The sequence below is a fragment of the Aequorivita flava genome, from assembly GCF_038742595.1.
Lineage (GTDB): Bacteria > Bacteroidota > Bacteroidia > Flavobacteriales > Flavobacteriaceae > Aequorivita > Aequorivita marisscotiae.
Genome location: NZ_JBANCF010000001.1, coordinates 1 through 21,503 on the forward strand (window position 1 = coordinate 1; position 21,503 = coordinate 21,503).

General features: G+C 39.7%; 18 protein-coding genes. 3 read left to right on the top strand and 15 right to left on the bottom strand.

The window, feature by feature from the left end:
• Positions 1 to 2,186 (top strand): HYR domain-containing protein (locus tag VZD24_RS00005; RefSeq protein WP_342686706.1); only part of this gene is annotated, 2,186 nt, incomplete at its 5' end.
• 81 nt (positions 2,187 to 2,267) lie between these two features.
• On the opposite strand, the gene VZD24_RS00010 is transcribed toward VZD24_RS00005, so the two are convergent.
• The 12 genes from VZD24_RS00010 to guaA form a co-directional block, all read right to left on the bottom strand.
• Positions 2,268 to 3,209: an NAD(P)H-dependent flavin oxidoreductase gene (locus VZD24_RS00010; protein ID WP_342686705.1), complete on the bottom strand. Its 942-nt coding sequence runs from the start codon at positions 3,207 to 3,209 to the stop codon at positions 2,268 to 2,270.
• Positions 3,209 to 4,846 carry a S8 family peptidase gene (locus VZD24_RS00015; RefSeq protein ID WP_342686704.1) on the bottom strand — a complete coding sequence of 546 codons (1,638 nt, stop codon included), beginning with the start codon at positions 4,844 to 4,846 and terminating at the stop codon, positions 3,209 to 3,211. The genes VZD24_RS00010 and VZD24_RS00015 overlap by 1 nt, the downstream gene beginning before the upstream one ends.
• A gap of 9 nt (positions 4,847 to 4,855) precedes the next feature.
• A complete protein-coding gene (gene mnmA / locus VZD24_RS00020; RefSeq protein ID WP_342686703.1) occupies positions 4,856 to 6,064 on the bottom strand; it encodes a tRNA 2-thiouridine(34) synthase MnmA in 1,209 nt (402 codons plus the stop codon).
• Positions 6,065 to 6,179: 115 nt separating this feature from the next.
• A complete protein-coding gene (locus VZD24_RS00025; protein WP_342686702.1) occupies positions 6,180 to 6,872 on the bottom strand; it encodes a toxin-antitoxin system YwqK family antitoxin in 693 nt (230 codons plus the stop codon).
• Between the two features lie 187 nt (positions 6,873 to 7,059).
• Positions 7,060 to 8,940: a membrane protein insertase YidC gene (yidC, locus tag VZD24_RS00030; RefSeq protein ID WP_342686701.1), complete on the bottom strand. Its 1,881-nt coding sequence runs from the start codon at positions 8,938 to 8,940 to the stop codon at positions 7,060 to 7,062.
• A 99-nt stretch (positions 8,941 to 9,039) separates the two neighbouring features.
• Complete coding sequence (gene pyrG / locus VZD24_RS00035; RefSeq protein WP_279447363.1) at positions 9,040 to 10,659, bottom strand: CTP synthase; 1,620 nt, start codon at positions 10,657 to 10,659, stop codon at positions 9,040 to 9,042.
• Between the two features lie 111 nt (positions 10,660 to 10,770).
• The gene (locus VZD24_RS00040; RefSeq protein WP_342686700.1) at positions 10,771 to 11,421 is read right to left on the bottom strand and encodes a spermidine synthase; all 651 of its coding nucleotides are present in this window, start codon (positions 11,419 to 11,421) and stop codon (positions 10,771 to 10,773) included.
• Positions 11,418 to 11,648: a DUF3820 family protein gene (locus VZD24_RS00045; protein ID WP_279447365.1), complete on the bottom strand. Its 231-nt coding sequence runs from the start codon at positions 11,646 to 11,648 to the stop codon at positions 11,418 to 11,420. The genes VZD24_RS00040 and VZD24_RS00045 overlap by 4 nt, the downstream gene beginning before the upstream one ends.
• Positions 11,632 to 12,162, bottom strand: coding sequence for a DUF922 domain-containing protein (locus tag VZD24_RS00050; RefSeq protein WP_342686699.1), 531 nt, complete (start codon positions 12,160 to 12,162; stop codon positions 11,632 to 11,634). Before VZD24_RS00050 ends, VZD24_RS00045 begins: the two co-directional genes overlap by 17 nt.
• 62 nt (positions 12,163 to 12,224) lie before the next feature.
• Positions 12,225 to 12,626, bottom strand: coding sequence for an OsmC family protein (locus VZD24_RS00055; protein ID WP_279447367.1), 402 nt, complete (start codon positions 12,624 to 12,626; stop codon positions 12,225 to 12,227).
• Positions 12,623 to 14,512: a LysM peptidoglycan-binding domain-containing protein gene (locus VZD24_RS00060; protein WP_342686698.1), complete on the bottom strand. Its 1,890-nt coding sequence runs from the start codon at positions 14,510 to 14,512 to the stop codon at positions 12,623 to 12,625. The genes VZD24_RS00055 and VZD24_RS00060 overlap by 4 nt, the downstream gene beginning before the upstream one ends.
• Positions 14,513 to 14,560: 48 nt before the next feature.
• Positions 14,561 to 16,090 carry a glutamine-hydrolyzing GMP synthase gene (gene guaA / locus VZD24_RS00065; RefSeq protein ID WP_279447369.1) on the bottom strand — a complete coding sequence of 510 codons (1,530 nt, stop codon included), beginning with the start codon at positions 16,088 to 16,090 and terminating at the stop codon, positions 14,561 to 14,563.
• 197 nt (positions 16,091 to 16,287) lie between these two features.
• Between guaA and VZD24_RS00070 the strand changes: the two genes are divergently transcribed.
• The gene (locus VZD24_RS00070) at positions 16,288 to 16,494 is read left to right on the top strand and encodes a DUF2683 family protein (protein WP_279447370.1); all 207 of its coding nucleotides are present in this window, start codon (positions 16,288 to 16,290) and stop codon (positions 16,492 to 16,494) included.
• A 154-nt stretch (positions 16,495 to 16,648) separates the two neighbouring features.
• On the opposite strand, the gene VZD24_RS00075 is transcribed toward VZD24_RS00070, so the two are convergent.
• The 3 genes from VZD24_RS00075 to bshC all read right to left on the bottom strand — a co-directional run bounded on the left by VZD24_RS00075 (position 16,649) and on the right by bshC (position 18,852).
• On the bottom strand, positions 16,649 to 16,954 hold the full coding sequence (locus tag VZD24_RS00075) for a type II toxin-antitoxin system RelE/ParE family toxin (protein ID WP_279447371.1): 306 nt from the start codon (positions 16,952 to 16,954) through the stop codon (positions 16,649 to 16,651).
• Complete coding sequence (locus VZD24_RS00080) at positions 16,954 to 17,172, bottom strand: hypothetical protein (protein WP_279447372.1); 219 nt, start codon at positions 17,170 to 17,172, stop codon at positions 16,954 to 16,956. The genes VZD24_RS00075 and VZD24_RS00080 overlap by 1 nt, the downstream gene beginning before the upstream one ends.
• Before the next feature lie 84 nt (positions 17,173 to 17,256).
• Positions 17,257 to 18,852 (bottom strand): bacillithiol biosynthesis cysteine-adding enzyme BshC, encoded by a 1,596-nt coding sequence (gene bshC / locus VZD24_RS00085; RefSeq protein ID WP_342686697.1) that lies wholly within the window; start codon positions 18,850 to 18,852, stop codon positions 17,257 to 17,259.
• 106 nt (positions 18,853 to 18,958) lie between these two features.
• On the opposite strand from bshC, the gene VZD24_RS00090 reads away from it, so the two are divergent.
• The gene (locus VZD24_RS00090; protein ID WP_342686696.1) at positions 18,959 to 21,436 is read left to right on the top strand and encodes a M14 family metallopeptidase; all 2,478 of its coding nucleotides are present in this window, start codon (positions 18,959 to 18,961) and stop codon (positions 21,434 to 21,436) included.
• Positions 21,437 to 21,503 lie beyond the last annotated feature (67 nt).

Below are 21,503 nucleotides of genomic sequence, written 5' to 3' on the forward strand. Positions count from 1 at the left end.
ACGACCCAGGAATCTGCGGTGCGGTAATAATCTATACCACTCCCGTTGGTACCGACAATTGTACCGGTGCCACTACTTCGCAGACCGCTGGCTTGCCTTCAGGCGCTACCTTCCCCATCGGAACAACCACCAACACTTTTGTGGTTACCGATGGAGCCGGACTTCAATCTACGTGTAGTTTTGATGTAACAGTAAACGATACCGAAGCCCCCGTAGCAAACTGCGCTGCACCGTTCACCCTTCAATTGGATGCCAGTGGAAACGCTTCAATTACCGTTGCCGATATTGAAAATGGGAGCACCGACAATTGTGGTATTGCGACTACTTCCATAGATAAGTCAACGTTCAGCTGTGCCAACATAGGACCCAATACGGTGACACTCACCGTAACCGATGTAAACGGTAATACTTCAACCTGTACAACAGTTGTAACCGTTGAAGACACCGTAGCCCCAGTAGCAAACTGTGCCGCGCCGTTTACCCTTCAATTGGATGCAACAGGAAACGCAAGTATTACCGTTGGCGATATTGACGCTGGAAGCACAGACGCCTGCGGTATCGCAACCACGACAATTGACAAATCAACATTCACCTGTGCAGATGTAGGTCCGAACACGATTACCTTAACCGTAACCGATGTAAACGGAAACGTGTCAACCTGTACAACAACGGTTACCGTTGAGGATAGCATTGCACCAACAATTATTTGCCCAGCAGACATTACCGCCAACACAGATGCGGGAGATTGTGCTGCAACGGTAACCTTTGTTACTCCGGTGGCTTTCGATAATTGCGGCATTGCAAGCGTCGTCCAAACAATGGGCGACCCCAGCGGAAGTGGTTTCCCGGTAGGCGTAAACACCATTGAATTCACCGCGACCGATGTAAATGGAAACACCAGCACCTGCAGTTTTACTATTACCGTAACGGATAATGAACCACCCACTATGGTCTGCCAGAATATCACCATTCAACTTGATGCGGCCGGTAACGCAACAATTACCCCGGCAGATGTTGATGGAGGTAGTTCCGATAACTGTGGAATAGCGACTTCTTTAGTAAGTCCAAGCACGTTTGATTGTAGCGATGTTGGTACCAACAACGTAACGCTAACGGTAACCGATGTTCACGGAAATACGTCAACCTGTACCGCAATAGTAACCGTTGAGGATGTTACGGCACCCGTAGCTGTTTGCCAGGACATCACGGTAGCGCTTGATGCGTCGGGCACGGTAACCATTGCAGGAATAAACGTTGACGGAGGAAGCACCGATGCTTGTGGCATTGCGAGCTATGATCTCGATATAGATACCTTCGACTGTTCAAATGTTGGCGATAACATTGTAACATTAACAGTAACCGATGTAAACGGCAATACATCAACTTGTACGGCTACCGTAACGGTAGAAGACAATACAAGCCCAGTATTAGTTTGTCAAGACTTTACGCTTGAACTTGGTGCAGATGGTACTGCCGTTCTTGACCCAAGTGATGTGATAGCCTCTAACGATGACGCTTGTGGAATCTTTGCTTCGGCAGTAGATATTACAAACTTTAGCTGTGCCGATATAGGAGCGCCAATTACCGTTCAAGTATTCACAATGGATGTAAACGGCAACCTTGCAACTTGTACAGCGCAAGTTACAGTTGTAGACTTATTAGCGCCGGTTATTACCTGCCCTGCAGATCAGACCGTTGATCCGGGACCTGGCAACATTTTCTATATCCTTCCAGATTACTTTGCAACGGGTGAAGCTACAGCAATAGACAACTGTACAGATCCGGTTACGTTAACCTCTCAGAGCCCGGCGGCAGGAACGCCACTTTCTGACGGTACCTATACAATTTCCTTTACGGCCACCGATGCCTATGGCAACACCAGCACCTGCGACTTCGAGTTAATCGTTGAGAGCGAACTGGGGGTTGGCGAGAATAGCTACGACCTTGGAAGCATTACGATGTATCCGGTACCGGCCAAGAATATTCTAAACATCGGCAATCCGAAGTTATTGGAATTGGAGCGACTGGAGATTTACGATCTAAGAGGAAGATTGGTGCAGACCGCAGACCTTCGAGGTATGGGCAATGTTAAACCAATAAACGTTGACCAACTTGCCGCTGCTTCCTATTATGTGAAGATAAAGGGTAAATACGGACAGACAACCAAACGCCTTTTAAAAGAGTAGTTTTATAAGTGAATATTGAAATGAAAACCCTTCCGTTAGTAAATGGAAGGGTTTTTTTTTTAACTAATGCTTTTTTTAATTTTAAAAATTTGCAACCTCTTTTTTTGCCATTTCGAACTCTAAAACCATATCCTTTAAAATTTCTGCTGCTGGTTTTATATCGTGAATAAGTCCAGCAATTTGCCCTATTTCCAATTCTCCCTCTTCCAAATCGCCTTCGAACATGCCACGTTTGGCACGGGCCCGACCTAAATGTTTTATGAGATCTACTTTGGTAGGATTGGTAGTGTATAGTTGAACAACACTTTCAAAAAATTTATTCTTCAACATTCTAACAGGAGCCAATTCTTTTAATGTTAGTTGGGTGTCGCCTTCCTTAGCATCAACAACCATTTGTTTAAATGCACGGTGCGATGAAGCTTCTTCCGAAGCCACAAACCGACTTCCCACTTGCACTCCGTCTGCGCCCAAAACCATTGCGGCGAGCATTCCACGACCCGTGGCAATTCCCCCTGCGGCAATTAATGGCACCTTTAATTGTTCCTTCACCATTGGTATTAATGTAAAAGTCGTAGTTTCTTCCCGACCGTTGTGGCCACCGGCTTCAAAACCTTCGGCAACGATAGCATCTACACCAGCTTCCTGTGCTTTTAATGCAAATTTTACACTGCTTACAACGTGTACCACAGTAATTCCGTTTTCTTTCAATTTTGAAGTAAACGTTTTTGGGTTTCCTGCGGAAGTAAAAACAATTTTTACACCTTCTTCAATAATTATATCAATAATTTTTTCAATATCGGGGTAGAGCATTGGCACGTTAACGCCAAAAGGTTTATCTGTAGCTTTTTTGCATTTTACAATATGTTCGCGAAGAACTTCTGGATACATTGAACCTGCACCCAAAAGTCCCAAGCCACCAGCATTTGACGCTGCTGAAGCAAGACGCCAACCGCTGTTCCAAATCATTCCCGCTTGAATTATAGGGTGTTCTATATTAAAAAGCTTGGTAATTCGGTTTTCCACTACTTCTTAATAATTTTGTAACTGGTTGTCTTGTTATCTGAAGTTATAGAAGCAATATACATACCCGAAGCTAGCCCCGAAACATCAACACTGTTTTGTACCGTGGTAATGTTTGTTATAAGAATTCTTTCACCTAACACATTGAAAAGTGCAAATTCTGCACTATCCGAATTTTTTGGAAATGATATATTTATTTGTGTACTAACAGGGTTAGGGTATAAGGCAAAATGTGTATCCTGCATTTCTTCTTCAACACTCAATAAAAGTAGGGCGTTTAGGGCCTCTCCAAAATTTGGAATACCATAACCCAACTTATCGGTAGGGTTGGTGTATCTGCTCGCTGACTCGCGAATGGCCTGAGTAACAACTTCATTTTTTAAATGCGGAACAGCACTCCATAACGAAGCTACCGCTCCTGCTGTAATGGGTGAACTAAAAGAAGTTCCACTGGACGTTGTAACATTTCCGTATTGATCAACTACGGCAGCACTTGAACCTTGGGCTACCACATCGGGTTTAATACGGCCATCAACGGTTGGTCCGTATGAACTAAATCCCGAAGGATTCCCTGAACTGTTTACAGAACCAATAGTAAAACTGCCAGGCGCATCTCCTGGAGTGGCAACATATCCAAAATCGCCCGGTCTGCCATCGTTTCCGGCAGAAGTAACATTTATCATTCCTTTGTCATAAGCGGCGTTGGCTCCTCTGGCAGCAATTGTGGTTTGTCCGTCTAAATCTTGGTAGGTATGATCGTAAGAAGAATTATCAAAATCCTGATACCCTAGGGAAGTATTGGTTACATACACTCCCAAACTATCGGCGCGTTCTAACGCCTCTACCCAATATGCTTCTTCAGCAGGAGTTTCATCGCTGTCTTCGGTAATGTATAAATAGTACGAAGCCCCGGGAGCAGTACCTACAAACTGACCGTTTAATAATCCAGCAGCATCGCTAAAAGTACTAGCGCCGTGACTGCCATTGCCATTCGGATTTTCAACACGTGCAGCAAAATCGTAGTATCCTAATAGCCTGCCTTCATTTCTCAGAGTGGCATATGCCGGATTCGTTAATACACCAGGATATCCATTATCCATAAAAGCAACCAGTATATCTTGCCCAATAAAATCGTTTTCGTGAAGATAATCCACGGCAATCATTTCGGTTTGGTTTGTTGCAGAACCATAATTATACACTACTCTAGACTGTAATTCGTTTTCAACTTCAAACTTGTCCTTTGTAAATTGCTTTCCGCTGGTGGGTCTGTTTAAAGTTTTATCTGCAAATTCAATATCTTCAACAAAAGGAAGATTTAAAAGATTGTTGATGTTGTTTTCCGTCCCGCGAACGTAAACCGCATTTAACCATTTAGATTTAGCGAGAACAGTAATTCCGGTAGATGCGTTTATTTCGGCTTTTTGAGTTTCGTTTAAAGGAACATCACGGTCGTCTATTGGAGTGCCTTGGGCGTATTTTCTATCGAGTGCCGCTTGTGTTAAAATGCTAAGCGGATTTGCCAAGGCCGCAGAAACTACTGCTGGATCCTTCGACTCTAAAAACACCAAGGCGTCTTCTACTTGTGAAAAACAGAGGGTGGTAACAAATACAAATACAAATAGGGATAATTTTTTCATCATAGATTTTTTTTAGGAAATTACTCCGCTTCCCAATAACTCAGCACCTTTATACCAGGCAACAAATTGCCCTTCAGTTATTGCAGATTGCGGGTTTTCAAATATAATATAAAGTCCGGAAACAGTGCGGTGCAATGTGGCTTTTTCTAAAGGTTGCCTATAACGAATGCGTGCATCCACTTCCATTTTTTCGTCTTCAACAAGCTCCAAGTCTTCGCGAACCCAGTGAATTTCTTCTTTTTTTACAAATAGCCCACGTCTGTAAAGACCGGGATGTGATTTGCCTTGCCCCGTGTAAATTACATTTTCATCTACATCTGTTTCTATTACAAATAGTGGCTCTTTGGTTCCGCCAACTGCCAAACCTTTGCGTTGCCCTTTTGTAAAATAGTGCGCTCCATGATGCACTCCCACTTGCTTGCCATCGGTTATGGAATATTTGTGTTTTGAAGATAAATATGCCAGTTCTTCTTCTTCGGAAGAAAAAGTAGGGGCGGCAATTTTATATTCTGAAAAACTAGCGGGAACTTCTACTATAGCACCGTCTTTGGGAGCTAATTTTTGCTGAAGAAATTCAGGCAATCTCACTTTTCCGATAAAACACAACCCTTGCGAATCGCGCTTTTCGGCGGTAATTAACCCTTGCTCAGCTGCAATTTTTCGAACTTCGGGTTTTAATAATTCGCCAATAGGGAAGAGGGTTTTTGCAAGTTGCTCCTGCGAAAGTTGACACAAAAAATACGATTGATCCTTATTCGGATCTTTACCGGCCAATAAATGAAAAATTTCTTTCGTTTTGCCATTTTGGTCATTGTGCGAAGTTGAAGTGCCTTTGCGACAATAATGTCCCGTAGCTACATAATCGGCACCCAAACCAAGCGCAATTTTCATAAAAACGTCAAATTTTATTTCACGATTGCACAACACATCGGGGTTTGGCGTACGGCCCATCTTATACTCGCGAAACATATAATCTACAATGCGCTCTTTATAAGCTTCACTTAAATCTACAGTTTGAAAGGGAATGCCCAATTTTTCGGCTACGAGCATGGCGTCATTACTGTCCTCTAACCACGGGCATTCATCAGAAATTGTTACGGTGTCATCGTGCCAATTTTTCATAAAAAGACCAATAACATCGTAGCCCTGTTTCTTTAAAAGATAGGCTGCAACGCTGGAATCAACTCCTCCGCTCAGTCCTACAACTACTCGTTTTTTCATAGCAATTAAATGTGTAATCGTTTGCCTTATTGGCTAAAACCCACCGAGGTGCAAAGATAAAAAATACTTTTTGATTATATCTGTCGATCGGGAGGGTGCAAACTTACCGAACAGGCTAATTTTTAGGGTCTTTGGGGTAGGTTTCTTCCAAAATTACTTCCCCGTTTTTGTAATATTTCCAAAGTCCGTGTTTTTTGCCGTCTTTGTAAAAACCTTCAATGAGTACAGCACCCGCAGCATCGTAATAAGTGGCTGCACCGTGTAATTGGCCGTTGGTGTACTGCAGCTTTTTCAACAATACGCCTGTGGGGGAATAATAATTGTCTGCTCCCTCCTTTATGCCATTAATATATGTGGTTTCTTCAGTAATATTTCCGTTGGGATAATACGTAATTACTTTTCCGTCCAACTTGCCATTTGTGTACTGCTCGCGCGTCATTACATTTTTCGACTTTTCATGATAATAAACCCATTCGCCAATACGGTCCTTATCCCGCATTTGGCCTTCGCTTACCACTTTGCCCTTAATCGTAAAATACTTCACTTCCGCAACATTGTCTTTCCCGGTGAAGTTTTTAATTACCGTGGGCTTGTCTTTGCATTCTTCGCAATAAAACTTAAATGTTCCTACTTCTTTTCCATGCTCAAAAGTACCTTCGTACCGAAGTTGATTTGTGCCTTCATAGTTCTTTTTCCACACGCCATGACGTTTTCCCTGTGCGTCTAATTGATTAATTTCACCTTGTGAAAAACCATCAGTGGAGGTAAAAGCTATTCCGAAGAAAAGAATAAAAAGTAGTTTTTTCATTGTCTTGTTTTATTTCCCTAAAATGTAGAACGCCGTAATACAACTTCTATTTTAATACACCGTGATTATAGATTCTGGCATCCCAATCTTTACCTCTACAAAAAAAGGAGAGAAAGATTGGTTTTATTTTAAGAAAAAGCTGCGAGAGTTGGGGATTTTAAAAAATTCCTACTGCAGCCAAAAGGTTTTATTTTCCTCTTTTTTGCTGCTCAGCCTGTTCCATCATTTCAGCCATTTTACGCTGAAATTTATTCTGTTTTTTAGGCGTGGCTTTTTTCACTTGAATTTTAGCGTGAATTTTATCCTCATCAATAATAAAATTCTTTATCACAAGCATGATACCAATGGTAATCAAGTTTGAAACAAAGTAATACAAGGAAAGTCCACTGGCATAGTTGTTAAAGAACACCAACATAAACAAAGGCGACAAATACATTAGGAATTTCATATTTGGCATCCCCGGCTGTTGCTGCTGCTGCATATTCTGACCCATAGTCATCATCATATAAACAAAGATGGCAATGGAGGCCAAAATTGGAAATAAACTTACGTGGTCTCCGTAAAATGGTATGTGAAATGGCAATTCTGCAATGGTGTCATAACTCGAAAGATCGTCTGCCCAAAGAAAACTTTTCTGCCTTAAATCGAAGGCGGAAGGGAAAAACGTAAACAACGCATAAAACACGGGAATTTGAAGCAAGGCAGGTAAACATCCCTTTAACGGACTCGCGCCGGCAGAGTTTTGAAGCTTCATGGTTTCCTGCTGAATTTTCAGTTTGTTGTCTTTGTACTTTGCTTTTATCTCGTCCATTTCAGGCTTTAAAACCTTCATTTTTGCCTGCGCCAAATACTGTTTGTACTGTACGGGTGATAGTAAAAGTTTTATTAAAATGGTTAAAACAATAATGGCTATTCCCGCAGGTAAAAAGTCTGTTAAAAAGCCAAATACAGGAATAATTATATATTTGTTAATCATTCCAAATATTCCCCAACCCAGTGGCATAGCCTCGTCTAAATTGCGATCGTATTTTTTGAAAATCTGATAATCAGACGGTCCAATATACATATTCATATGCTGGGCCAGAGCACCATTCTTAGGCTCTATTAGCATTTTTGCCCCGTATTGTTTGGTGAAAACCGTATCTATTTCTTCGTCTTTCACCAAATCTACCGAAGTAAGTTTTACCTCTTTAAACGGCGTATCGGTAAGCAACATAGAACTGAAGAAATGCTGACGGAAGTTCATCCACGTTACATCCTTTTCCAACTCGTCATCTTCGCCAGTAGGGGAAAGTTTTGAATGTTTTTCACCGTCGTATTCATAGGTTAAACGCGAATATCGATTTTCGTACGAAATACTTTTCGCATGGCGATATCCCTTTAAATTCCAGTCTAAATACATGGGTTGCGATGTATTGATAACACCGTCTAAACCTTGGCTGTTAATGCTAAAATCTAACATATATTCGCCCGGGTGCAGTGTATAGCGGTATTCAATGAAACCATTTTCTGAAGTTTTAAGCTTCATAGAGAGCACTTGGTCCTCTCCATTGTTGCTCAGGGTAGGTTCAAAAAATAAATCTTGGGTATTTAGTGTTCTGTTTTCCGATGAAAACTGAAGGTTTAACGAAGCATTGCCATCCTTTATTAAATAAACGGGAACAGAATCGTACTTGGTAAAATTTTTCAGAAGCGCTTCGGCAATATACCCGCCTTTATTGCTTACTTCCAAATACAACACATCGTTTTCAAAAACAGTGATATCGTCTGTAGCAGAAGGTAGCGTTCCCGAATATGCAAAGGAACCTAATTTGTTTTTTAACTGCTCGTACGCCAAAGAATCTCCAGGCTTAACAGATTTCATTGTATCGGCGGTTGCTTCAGAGAGCGTAACATCCCCGGCTATTTTTTTGGCTTCGGCTTCTTGCTTGGCAGCCGCTTCGGTTTTGGCTTTTTCAGCTTGAAGCTCGGCTTCGGTGGGTTTGTTCATATAGAGCATCCAGATTAGGATACCACCAATTAATAAAAAGCCTACGAGTGAGTTTAAGTCGAATTTTTTTTGTTCCATCTTTTGTTTCTTCTTTTGAAATATTTCAAAAGTGTATTATCGTTAATTTTATAAGGCAAAACAATAATCCCGCCTATTTTGGCTTTACGCCAAATTGTCTTATTTTTTCTTTAAGGAATGGTCGTGTACAGCTTTTACAAAGGCCACAAAAAGTGGATGTGGATTGGCAACCGTACTTTTGTATTCTGGGTGATATTGTACACCTACAAACCACGGATGACTGGGTATTTCAATAATTTCAACCAAACCGGTATCCGGATTTACTCCCGTGGCCACAAGCCCCGCCGCCTCCAATTGCTCGCGATATTTATCGTTAAATTCATATCTGTGGCGATGCCGCTCTTCAATGGTATTGGCCTTATAAACGTTTCTGGCAATACTTCCTTTTTTTAGATCGCATTTCCAAGCACCCAAACGCATGGTGCCTCCCATGTCTGTTATATTTTTCTGATCCTCCATAATACTAATTACAGGATCTTTGGTTTGTGTGTCCATTTCGGTGCTATTTGCATCTTTAAGTTTTAAAACATTTCGTGCAAACTCAATTACCGCCATTTGCATTCCCAAACAAATGCCCAAAAAGGGTAAATTGTTTTCACGCGCGTAACGCACCGCAGCAACTTTGCCTTCAATTCCTCGTTCACCAAAGCCGGGAGCCACTAAAATTCCATCGAGTTTAGATAGTTTTTTCCCGATAGTTTTAGCATTTATATGTTCCGAATGAATAAATTCTAACTTTACCTTTACTTCGTTTTCCGCTCCTGCATGAATAAACGATTCTAAAATAGATTTATAACTGTCTTGCAATTCTACATATTTGCCAATTAACCCAATATGTACTTCGCCCTTTGGATTTTTATGTCTCTGTAGAAATTTATTCCACTGCTTTAAATCTGGTTTTTTTGAATTCTTTAAATTTAATTTCTGAAGTGTAACGGTATCCAACCCTTCATCGAGCATCATATTTGGCACATCGTAAATGGTTGAAGCATCTATAGATTGTATAACGGCTTCCTCTTTTACATTACAGAATAACGCCAATTTTCTTCTTAAATCAGAAGAAAGTTCGTGCTCCGTTCGGCAAACTAAAATATCTGCGCGAATTCCGCTTTCCATCAAGGTTTTTACCGAATGCTGTGTGGGTTTTGTTTTTAACTCGCCAGCAGCAGAAAGATAGGGCACAAGGGTTAAATGAATTACCAAGGCATTGTCATCGCCCATTTCCCACTTCATTTGGCGTACCGCTTCTATATAGGGCAACGACTCAATATCGCCCACTGTACCGCCAATTTCGGTGATAATAATATCGTACTCTCCAGTATTTCCTAGTAATTGTACGCGTTCCTTTATTTCGTTTGTAATATGTGGAATTACCTGAACGGTCTTTCCTAAAAATTCGCCTCGGCGTTCCTTTTGGATTACGCTCTGGTAAATTCGCCCCGTAGTTACGTTATTGGCTTGCGATGTATTTACATTCAAAAAACGCTCGTAATGCCCTAAATCTAAATCGGTTTCGGCTCCGTCATCAGTTACATAGCACTCGCCGTGTTCGTACGGGTTTAAGGTCCCTGGATCTACATTTATATAAGGATCTAATTTTTGCAGGGTAACACGATATCCTCTGGCCTGAAGTAGCTTCGCCAGCGATGCCGCAATAATTCCTTTCCCTAAAGATGATGAAACCCCGCCCGTAACGAAGATGTATTTTGTAGTATTCATGAGTGCCTGTGCTGAAATGTCTATACGGGATGCAAAGGTACATTTTTATTGTGGAAAGGAGGAAACGATACTAGTTAATTGTTAACAGTTTCTCGAAGTAGTTTTTTTTTACTATAAACTGCCTTTTTGAGCCACCAATAAGGTGTTTGTTCCTTGTACTTTTTTATAATGCTGAAATTGAAAATCACTGCCAAAATTAGTGCTAACCGTTTCAATTGTTTTTGAGGTTTTAGCGAGATTGATACCCGCATTAAATATTAAATAACCCTCAGTTTGCAGTAATTTAGATACATTTATACAAAATTCCTTTCCGAAAAAAATAGGAGGGACCTCCGTGTCAATAAATAAATCGATGATGATTAATTGAAATTGGTCTTTAGAGTTTTTTACAAATTGAAAAGCATCTTCCTCCACAATTTGTAGCTTTTCAGACGCCGAAACTGCAAATTCCGCCTTGGCTATATTTATTATTTGTGGGTCTATTTCAACGGCCACAATATTATTTTTATAGTCAAATGTTTCTCGTAGCGATTTTATAATACTACCGCCACCCATCCCCAGCAACAGTAAATTGTCAACCTTGTTTAAATCTACTTTTGTCAGACCTATTTCTAATATTTTTTGGAGCGAGCCATACGAGTAATTTGCGTTTTTTGTATCTAAAACTTTTTTACCATTAATATAGGTAACCTCCAGAATGCCATTTATTTCTGAAGAAAAACGACGCGTACTTGGCCAAAGATAGCTGAATAGCTTCTTCATTTTTTAATTAACTTTTGAAGTAATCCCTCCAAGCCATTTAATTTAAGCTCGTACATTTCAGCCATCATCCGTCCCAACTTGCCTTCGGGAAAGCCTTTCTGTTTAAACCACACAAAATAGTATTCGGGAATATTCGCCAGATAATAACCTTCGTATTTTCCAAAAGGCATTTTGTAATTGGCAAGTTCTACCAAGTGGTTTGGGTCTGGGCTATTTCCAGGATTCATAAGCAGCGAGTTGTTGTGCGATGTACTTTTGCCAAAATGCTTCTTTATCTGCATTTCTGGAATGGTCCGTCTCAGCATCGAACTTGGTTTGCATGGCGCGTCTTTTTTGTTCTACTTGCCTATAAATAGATTCGATTTCTGACTTAATTTTTTTTGAAAATTTTTTTCCCTCCAAGTTTTTTCGAAGCATACGTGCGTGCAATTCTGAAATATCAAAATGCGCTTGCTCGTGTTGTAATATGTGATCGTTTACCTTTTCAGGAATAAACCAAGAACTTTCAGGAGTAAAAAAACTAGCTATGGTATAGGTTACATTTACAACATTGTTTTTAATGGTATAGCTATATTCAAAACTTATCCCAGTATTGGTGCTGGCAACAAAACTAGCGCTGGGAATAGGCTTTCCGCGAAAATCTTCCCAAGTTAGTTTTTGATGTTCCCTCCAAAATAATTTTTCGGGCTTGTGCTGCGGAAAAAGCAACATAGAAAATACAAGAGCCAAAAATAGTTTCATAATCACGATATATCAAAAACAATACCTAGTTGGCCGCTTCCAAAAAAAGAAGTGTCCGAAGCCTACCAATTAAATTTAATTACCTTCTCAATATCCGGATGCAGGCTGTAGAGTACAGGGCAGGTTCTACCTGTGTTTTCAAGTATTTTTCTCGATTTTTCATCTATTCCCTTGGGAAAATCCAGAATCACTTCCACTTTTGAAATACGGCGCGGATTGGCGGCCATGGTTTTTGTTACCATCGCTGTGGTGCCATCCATATTTACGTTTATATCGCGCGCTTTAATGCCCATAACCGTAATCATACAATTTGCAAGGCCCGTAGCCACAGTGTCTGTTGGGGAAAATGCTTCTCCCTTGCCATTATTATCGGTGGGAGCATCGGTAATAAATTTATTGCCCGATTTTAAATGTTCGTTTTCAGTTCGCAGGTTGCCCAAATAGGTTACTTTGGAAGTGCTCATTCTACTATGTCAAATTTAAGTTCGTCGTTGTATTTTAAAATATAGGCAGCTTCATTGTGATAGCCACGACTTTCCGAAGGTTCGTATCTAAACTTGTTTTCAATGTATGTTGTTTCGCTTTCAGGATAAACAGCGTCGTAAATATTGTTATCTGATGCCAAGCGCAGCAACACGTCGTATGTAACATCAAAACCTCGAATGGCGTACCTATTGGGTAAAACCCCATACTTGTTTTTATAACTGATCATAAATGGATTTTTATCCACTTCTGAAATATTTTTATTCACCGATGGAAATGTGAAATTTAGCTTTGCCAAGCGCCTGCTCGATACCTCGTGCCATTCAAAAGCATCGTTTTTATCTAAAGTAAACAATCGCGTTTTATAGTTGGCAGGCATTGCTGCAGCAGCATTTACCGCACTACTAATTAAAACCGGATTTTTTGATTCGAGAAGAACCCAGTTTTCGCTGCCCTCCGTAGCGGCAGCAGTAATATCGCTCATTTGCACATAACCACCTCCGCGAGGTGTTACGGTTTTAGCCGATGGTATGGCCGCTATAATCATATCTCGTTGCTGCGTGTGTTTTGCATCGGAAATTATAATAATATTTTTCCCTGCACTGTGCTGCTTTATATACCGAATCATCGTTTTTTGAAGAATGGCATCTGTTGGTAGGGTCTGGAAAAGATTGTCGTTCATGGCCATTTCCCGATTGCTTAAAGGTGAAAAAACTGGAATCTTTTCGTCTTTTAATAGATCGGAAGCTCGTTCTACATTTTTTTGAAGTAGCGGGCCAATTACCGCATCCGCATTTTTAAATTTACCGCTGGAAACAATAGCAGCAACTTTGCTTTCGCTTTTTTCGGTATCATATACGTCTATCGTTACTGAAATGCCGTTGTCTTTGGCAAATTCAGCTGCCATTAAGGCTCCGCTATAAAAATCTAAGGCTACGCGAAGTGTGGGATCTCTTTTTAATAAATCGGTATTATTACTGGTAGAATCGCTCGGATTGCCCATTAATCGAAACGGTAACATTAAGGCAACCGTTTTCATTTTCTTATTCTTGATTCTGTTTTCTAGATTTATTTCTGAAACATCATCTTTAGTAATATCTGCTTTTTCCTTGGGAAGTTTTAGGATCATACCTTCTTTTAATCCATCTTTTGCATAGGGGTTTAAAGCGATAATTTCTTCCTCCGAAAGTCCAAATTTCACCTTCAGTCTATAAAATCCTTCTTTTGGGTTTACTTCGTAATACTGAAAGTTTTCTTCGTCTATTTCAGCATTTTCAAGTACAATTTTTTCGGGTACAACAAGTGTTGCGCCAACGTTTAATCCTTTTCCTAAATCTGGATTTAAATCCTCGAGTTCGGCAATGCTAATTCCAAATTTTCTGGCAATGCCAAACTTGGTTTCCTTTGCTTTTACAGTATAATGCTTAGTTCCGGGTGCTAATTCTGTATCTTTTCCTGTGGTTTTATTCGCCGCCGGAATTAGCAGCCTTTCGCCCTTTTTTAATCCACGTGAATACAATTCCTTATTCAGCTTTTTAATATCGTCCACACTTACGTTGTACATCTGTGCAATACCGTAAAGCGTTTCTTTTCTTTTTACCTTGTGGTCGCGATAATTATTTTTGTTTGTTCCGGAGCTAATTACACTGTTCGAAGGAATTATTAGCACGCTATTTACCTTGAGTTCACTTCTGGAATCTGGGTTGAGATTATAAATGGTCTCTTCCGAAATATTATACGCTTTGGCAATGCTATAAACCGTTTCGCCTTTTTGGACCGCATGACTTTTGTATTGTTGTTGAGCAGCGGAACCACAACTAACCATAAATAATAAGGTTACTGAAACGTATATTAAACACTTTAACATAGGGATAATCAATTTTTTAAATTTGCCAAACATAGTCTCTAATTTTAGTTATTCCCACTCAATGGTTGCAGGCGGTTTGGAGCTAATATCGTAGACTACTCTATTAACGCCTTTAACCCGATTTATTATATGGTTGCTCACTTCCTGCAAAAATTCGTAGGGCAAATCTACCCAGTCTGCGGTCATGCCATCGGTAGATTGCACGGCACGCAGCGCCACTACTTTTTCATATGTACGTTCGTCGCCCATAACACCTACACTATTTATAGGTAATAAAATAGCTCCGGCTTGCCATACCTTGTCGTAGAGTTCCCATTTTTTGAGCCCGTTGATAAAAATTGCATCAACCTCTTGTAATATACGAACTTTTTCGGCCGTAATATCGCCTAAAATTCTAATGGCCAATCCAGGCCCTGGAAAGGGATGTCTTCCCAAAAGTTCTGCATCAATTCCCATTTCCTTTCCAACCCGGCGAACTTCGTCTTTAAAAAGCATTCGCAAAGGTTCTACCACCTTCAACTTCATAAAATCGGGGAGTCCCCCAACATTGTGGTGGCTTTTAATTGTAACCGATGGCCCGTTTACCGAAACACTTTCAATAACATCCGGATAGATGGTGCCTTGACCAAGCCAATCTACTCCCGTTAATTGATGTGCTTCGTCGTCAAAGACTTCAATAAAGGCATTGCCAATGGCTTTTCGCTTTCGTTCGGGGTCGCTTTCGTTTCGCAACGCTTCCAAAAAACGCTCGGAGGCATCTACACCTTTTACGTTTAACCCCATGTCTTTATATTGGTGAAGCACGCTTTCAAATTCATTTTTACGAAGCAAACCGTTGTTTACAAAAATACAGTACAAGTTTCCGCCGATAGCTTTGTTCAAAAGAATCGCTGCTACCGTAGAATCTACACCCCCACTTAAACCAAGTACTACTTTGCCATCGCCAATTTGCTCTTTTAAGGTGGCAACCGTAGTTTCTACAAAAGCTGCAGGAGTCCAAGTTTGTGGTACTTCGGCAATGTTTACCAAGAAATTTTCAAGCAAGTGCTTCCCGTGGGTAGTGTGGTAAACCTCTGGATGAAATTGAATGGCATAGGTTTCTTCTCCTTCAATTCTATATGCGGCATTTAGCACATCTACCGTACTCGCCAAACGCACTCCGTTTTCGGGAAGTTTGGCGATGGTATCGCTATGGCTCATCCACACATTAGTGTTTTCTGGAATGCCTTGAAAGAAAGCTTCCCCAGATTTTATCATGGAAAGCTTTGCTCTCCCGTATTCGCGAATGTTTGAAGGCTCCACGCTACCGCCGCTAAAATGAGCCAAATATTGCGCTCCGTAACAAACTGCCAAAAGAGGCTTGTGGCCGCGAATTTTTGAAAGATCGGGGTGTGGTGCATCCTCCGCACGAACGGAAAACGGACTGCCGGAAAGTATTACCGCCTTAAAAGGGTCAAGGCTTTCCGGAATATGATGGTAAGGGTGTATTTCGCAGTAAATGTTCAGCTCCCGCACGCGTCTTGCGATTAATTGGGTGTACTGCGAACCAAAATCTAAAATGAGGACGTTGTTTTGCATAGGCAAAAATACTTTAAATATATAAGTTTGTAAATGGGTTGTGCGGAATTTTTTAATGGCTTTTCAACAGCGGTGTTTTCTGTCAATAATACACGAATAAATTTGAAATAATACTGCCGATTAAACCAAACAGGTTTTTTAAAACCTATTTGGTTTTGCCTTAATTTTGTATATTTATTCATAGAACAATAGTAATTATGAAGACAATCATCGTCCATGCTGTAAGCGATAAAATGAAAAAAATTACAGAATATTTGAAAGAACTAAAAGTTGCTTTTGAAACTGGAGACGAAGATAGTCCATACAACCCTGATTTTGTTGAAAAAATTAAAAAGAGTCGAAAACAGTATAAAGAAAGTAATTATTCAACCGTGGCTCAAGAAGATTTAGAGAAATATATTTAATATCGATTAAACCTAACAGGTCTTAAAGACCTGTTAGGTTTGGTTGTTCGAGCCGCAAAATAGAATAGTGTATGAAGTGAAGGAAAATAGAATTATTGTTCTATCATTAAATGGACATTATTGAATATATTGAAAAAATAGTTGATGAAAGTTCTTACTTCAATTGCTTTCTTAATTTCCTTGGATCCTGTCGAGTGTCGAAGAAAGTGATAATTTCAATTTCATTTAATTCAAAGCGTATTCGGTAATAAAATGTATTTTGTTTAGTAACAACACACTTATATACACCACCAGATTCTTTTGAAAATGGACAACTTTCTGGCTGTAATGCAATCTGTTCTATCTTTTTATTGAGTTTTAATAAAAAATCTTTTTTTACTTTATAACTCCATTTCGATAATAAATAAGTTGTTAGCTCTTCTAATTTAGTTTCGGCAATATCAGAAAAGTAGACATCCATCACGAAATTTTGTCTAAAACTTCTTTATAAGACTTTCTATTGCCTTGGTTTAACTGCTCAATCCCTCTTTTTATCTCTGCTTGTTCCTCTGCATTCAGTTCATTCCAGAAATCTGCCTTTTCATTATTTATAAAATCAGTTAATCTTTGAATAAATGTATCGTTCTCAATATTGAGAATCATTTTTACCAGTTCTATTTTTGAAGTTTTAATATCCATTGTTCGAGCTTTTTTCAAAGTTAAGGAATAAAATTTATTGAGCTAAATAGACCTATAGTTCTTATTACCCTGTTTGGGTTGTTATTACAGTTCCAAAACCGTAAAATTGAAATCCAGCGGATCCAAATTTTCTTTCAATAATGCCAGCAATTCTTCTTCGTATTCCAAGTAAAACTCTGAGAAATTAAGGTGCCGTTCCTGTAACCCCTGCTTCGGAAAAAGTTGGTTTTGAAGGTTTTTTAATCGGTCTAATTCTTCAGAAAATTTCCGTTTTTGGGCTTTTATCAAACGTTTTTCCAGATTGTCTAGCCCGTTTAACTGTTTTTTTTCTTGCGCGCCCACTGCTCCCAAAAAGGAAACATCGGTCTTTTCGGCCAAGGTGTACAAATCTTTAAATTGCTGCTGTAAAAATTCTTTTTGTTTAGAAAAATCTAGATCTATTGCCGAAACTTTATGCGTGTGCCGCGTAATGAGCTCGTGCTGTTTCAGGAATAATTCCTCAATTTCGGTATTCAGTTTTTTTAATTTATCAGAAATATGCTTCGGAATTAACAATGCCGAATTACGAAGCAACAGCATTGGGAAAGGAACTTCCACTTTCTGAAAATAATCTTTTAACTGAAACCAATACGCCAGCTCGCCCCCGCCGCCAATGTAACAGAGATTTGGCAAAATAACCTCTTGGTATAAAGGGCGCAGCAATGCATTTGGTGAAAAGCGCTCTGGATTATCGTGGAGTTCCGTTAAAATTTCTTCTTTGGAAAAGGAGATGTCTGTTTCATTTACATAAAACCGTCCCTCTTTTTCTATAATACGCTCTCGGAGATTTTCTTTTATATAAAACAAATTTATTTCTCGCGGATGTACCTGTTCCGGAAAACCTAAGGCGGTTAATTTTTTAGTGGTTTCAGAAATTAATTTAAAGCTGAGGTTTTCGGTTAGTTCCTTTTCGGCATAGGGAATAAATTCTTTTTTAAGTTCCGGATCGTTGCCATCTATAATTACCAACCCGTATTCCCAAAACATTAAATTGGCAAGATGGCGTGTGGCATCGGCAAGATTAGAGTTTTCTTTATATGCCTGCGCAAAATATGCGACCAATTTTTCGGCGTTCTTTCCAGGCCCTAATTTCTTTTTGAGAATTGCCTTTACTTCGTTTAAACCTTCGGTTGAAAGTTCGCCTACGGCACCGGAGGCATCGCGATTCCATTCTACCTTGCTTCCAAATAGATTAAAATAGTTTATCTCGTCGAAATCGTGATCTTCCGTGGCCATCCAATATATAGGTACAAAATAATGCTTTGGATATTCCTTATTTAACTGTTCGGCCAAATTTATTGTTGAAAAAATTTTATACAAAAAATACAACGGCCCAGTAAATAGATTGAGCTGATGCCCCGTGGTTACAGTAAATGTATCGGGTTCGTACAGCAAATCTATATTGCTTAAAGTGCTTTGTGAAAGATTGTTATAGCCGTACTGAAACATGATGCGTTTGGCCAATGCACGTCGCTGGTCTAGGGATAACTGACTCCTTTTTTCCTCAAATTGGGCTCGAAAGTTTTCCAGCTTTGGAAACCTGTTGTAAAAAGGTGAAATAGTTGGGTTTTCATCCAGATAATCGCAGATTAATTTTGTGAAATAACCTGTTTTTTTATAGGGAAGGGAATGGGTTCGCATAGAAAGTATAAAACGATTAAAACAAAAATACATTTTAATTCAGAATCCTGAATCCTGAATATGGTAAAACTTTAGTAGTTTTAACCCTTTCTTTAAACTGTTTATAATGACGCGTATTTTCAGCATTTTCGTTTTCCTTTTTCCCATTGTATTTTTTGGTCAACTTAAATCTCCATCCGAATTTTTAGGATATGAAATTGGTACCCAGTTTTCTCGCCACGCAAACGTGGTTTCGTATTTTGAACACCTTGCGGCTAATAGTGAAATGGTGCAATATTCAGACTACGGCAAAACAAATGAACGCCGAAGGCTTACGTATGCGGTAATTTCTTCAAAAGAAAACCTAAATAACCTTGAACAAATACGCACCGACAATTTAAAGAAAATTGGGATTATAATCGGCTCGGCTACACCCGAAAAGGCCATTGTTTGGCTTAGTTATAACGTACACGGCAACGAAGCCAGTAGTAGCGAAGCCGCCATGAATACCGCTTATAAGTTAATTACCGAACACGGAGATTGGCTAGAAAATACGGTGATTATTATGGATCCCAACGTAAATCCCGACGGTCGCGATAGATATGTAAATTGGTACAACCAAGTTAAGGCCAGTCCGTATAATTCGTCGCGCGACGCCGTAGAGCACAATGAGCCCTGGCCCGGCGGACGCCCAAATCATTATTTATTCGATTTAAACCGCGATTGGATGTGGGCAAGCCAAGTAGAAACCCAACAACGGTTAAAAATTTACAACCAATGGATGCCGCATATTCACGTAGATTTTCACGAGCAATTTATTAATAATCCATACTATTTTGCACCGGGTGCAGAACCTTATCACAGTATAATTACACCTTTCCAACGTGAATTTCAAACTAAAATAGGAAAAAACAACGCTAAATATTTCGACGACAACGGCTGGTTGTTCTTTACCCGCGAAAGTTTCGATTTGCTTTACCCAAGTTATGGCGATACCTATCCACTTTTTATGGGTGCCATTGGAATGACGTACGAACAAGCGGGCCACGGTATGGCAGGCCTGGGGATTATTAATGACGAAGCCATTGAACTCACCCTCATTGATCGCGTGGCACACCACACCACTACAGGACTTTCTACCATTGAGGTTGCTTCACAACAAGCGGCTTCGCTAAACGCCGAGTTTGGAAAATTCTTTAAAAATGAAAATTTAAAATATAAAAGCTTTGTGCTTAAAGGCAATCCCGATAACCTAAAGGCATTGACGCATATGCTGGATCGCCACCAAATAAAATACGGTTACGCCACGGGCGGTAAGGTCACTGGCTTCAATTATACCGACAATAAAAAGGGGACTATAGATGCTGCCGGGGCGTTGGTAGTAAGTACAAACCAACCAAAAGGAAAAATGGTACAGGTGCTTTTTGAGCCCAATGCGGCCCTTTCAACTCCCCTCACTTACGATATTACTGCTTGGAGTCTGCCTTATGCGTATGGGTTAGATGCAGTTGCCACAACTAGCTTACTTCCAGCAAATACTGAGGCTCCCGCCATTGCAGCTGTAAATGTTGCTTCCCCAACAGCAGCTGGATATATTGCAAAGTGGAATAGCTTACAAGATGCCGAATTTCTTTCCGCATTGTTACAGCAAAATATTAAGGTGCGTTTTTCAGAAAATGAACTCAGTTTTGGCGGGAATAATTTTGGCCGCGGAAGTTTAATTATTACGCGAAGCGACAATAAAAACAACGCAAATTTTGATAAAACTATTACTGAAATTGCCAACAAAATGGGACGACAATTATATGCTTCACCCACGAGTTTTGCAGATAGATTAACCGATTTTGGCTCGCAATATGTACATTTAATTAAAAATAAAAAGATTGCAATCTTACAGGGCGAAGGTACCTCCTCGCTTAGTTATGGTGCGCTTTGGCACTTTTTTGAAACGCAATTAAAATACCCTATTACAGCTATAAACACTGGCGATATTGGTAAAATACAATGGAGCGATTATGATGTTTTGGTGTTGCCTAACGGAAATTATAATTCTATTTTAAACGATGATGTTTTTAAGAATATAGAAACTTGGATTGCCGATGGAGGAAAGGTAGTGGCTATTGGCAGTGCATTAAAAGTATTTGAAAACAAGGATGGTTTTGAACTAAAAAAGAACGAAACTGAAGAAAGCAAAAAAGAAAGTGATAGTTTGGGAAATATGACTCCTTATGCTCAACGTGAAATGGAAAGCACAAAAAATTTTATTACCGGGAGTATTTACAAAATAGGATTGGATAATACACACCCCTTGGCATTTGGCTACGGAGATACTTATTATACGCTAAAGCTTGGCAGCCATTCCTATAAATTTTTAAACGATGGTTATAACGTTGGCTATATTAACGATAAACCCGAAAGTGTGTCGGGCTTTTCTGGAGAAAATGCTAAAAATAAATTAAGCAATTCCATTGTTTTTGCCGAAGCTAAAAAAGGCAGGGGTAGTGTAATTTATATGGTTGACGATGTTTCTTTTCGTTCCTTTTGGCAAAATGGGAAGTTGTTCTTAGCGAATGCTGTCTTCTTCGTAAACGCGGGGAATTTCTAACAATTTCTGAAAGTTGTCGTGTAAATAAAAAAGGACAAAAAGATTTTCATAAAAATCACAAAGAAAA

Bases quoted from the DNA above. Each gene is read 5' to 3' on its own strand.
- guaA (WP_279447369.1), bottom strand. From the start codon at position 16,090: ATGCAAAACAACGTCCTCATTTTAGATTTTGGTTCGCAGTACACCCAA.
- VZD24_RS00090 (WP_342686696.1), top strand. From the start codon at position 18,959: ATGACGCGTATTTTCAGCATTTTCGTTTTCCTTTTTCCCATTGTATTT.
- VZD24_RS00025 (WP_342686702.1), bottom strand. From the start codon at position 6,872: ATGAAAAAACTACTTTTTATTCTTTTCTTCGGAATAGCTTTTACCTCC.
- VZD24_RS00060 (WP_342686698.1), bottom strand. From the start codon at position 14,512: ATGTTAAAGTGTTTAATATACGTTTCAGTAACCTTATTATTTATGGTT.
- bshC (WP_342686697.1), bottom strand. From the start codon at position 18,852: ATGCGAACCCATTCCCTTCCCTATAAAAAAACAGGTTATTTCACAAAA.
- VZD24_RS00075 (WP_279447371.1), bottom strand. From the start codon at position 16,954: ATGGATGTCTACTTTTCTGATATTGCCGAAACTAAATTAGAAGAGCTA.
- VZD24_RS00070 (WP_279447370.1), top strand. From the start codon at position 16,288: ATGAAGACAATCATCGTCCATGCTGTAAGCGATAAAATGAAAAAAATT.
- VZD24_RS00015 (WP_342686704.1), bottom strand. From the start codon at position 4,846: ATGATGAAAAAATTATCCCTATTTGTATTTGTATTTGTTACCACCCTC.
- yidC (WP_342686701.1), bottom strand. From the start codon at position 8,940: ATGGAACAAAAAAAATTCGACTTAAACTCACTCGTAGGCTTTTTATTA.
- VZD24_RS00040 (WP_342686700.1), bottom strand. From the start codon at position 11,421: ATGAAGAAGCTATTCAGCTATCTTTGGCCAAGTACGCGTCGTTTTTCT.
- VZD24_RS00045 (WP_279447365.1), bottom strand. From the start codon at position 11,648: ATGAATCCTGGAAATAGCCCAGACCCAAACCACTTGGTAGAACTTGCC.
- VZD24_RS00050 (WP_342686699.1), bottom strand. From the start codon at position 12,162: ATGAAACTATTTTTGGCTCTTGTATTTTCTATGTTGCTTTTTCCGCAG.
- VZD24_RS00080 (WP_279447372.1), bottom strand. From the start codon at position 17,172: ATGGATATTAAAACTTCAAAAATAGAACTGGTAAAAATGATTCTCAAT.
- mnmA (WP_342686703.1), bottom strand. From the start codon at position 6,064: ATGAAAAAACGAGTAGTTGTAGGACTGAGCGGAGGAGTTGATTCCAGC.
- VZD24_RS00055 (WP_279447367.1), bottom strand. From the start codon at position 12,626: ATGAGCACTTCCAAAGTAACCTATTTGGGCAACCTGCGAACTGAAAAC.
- pyrG (WP_279447363.1), bottom strand. From the start codon at position 10,659: ATGAATACTACAAAATACATCTTCGTTACGGGCGGGGTTTCATCATCT.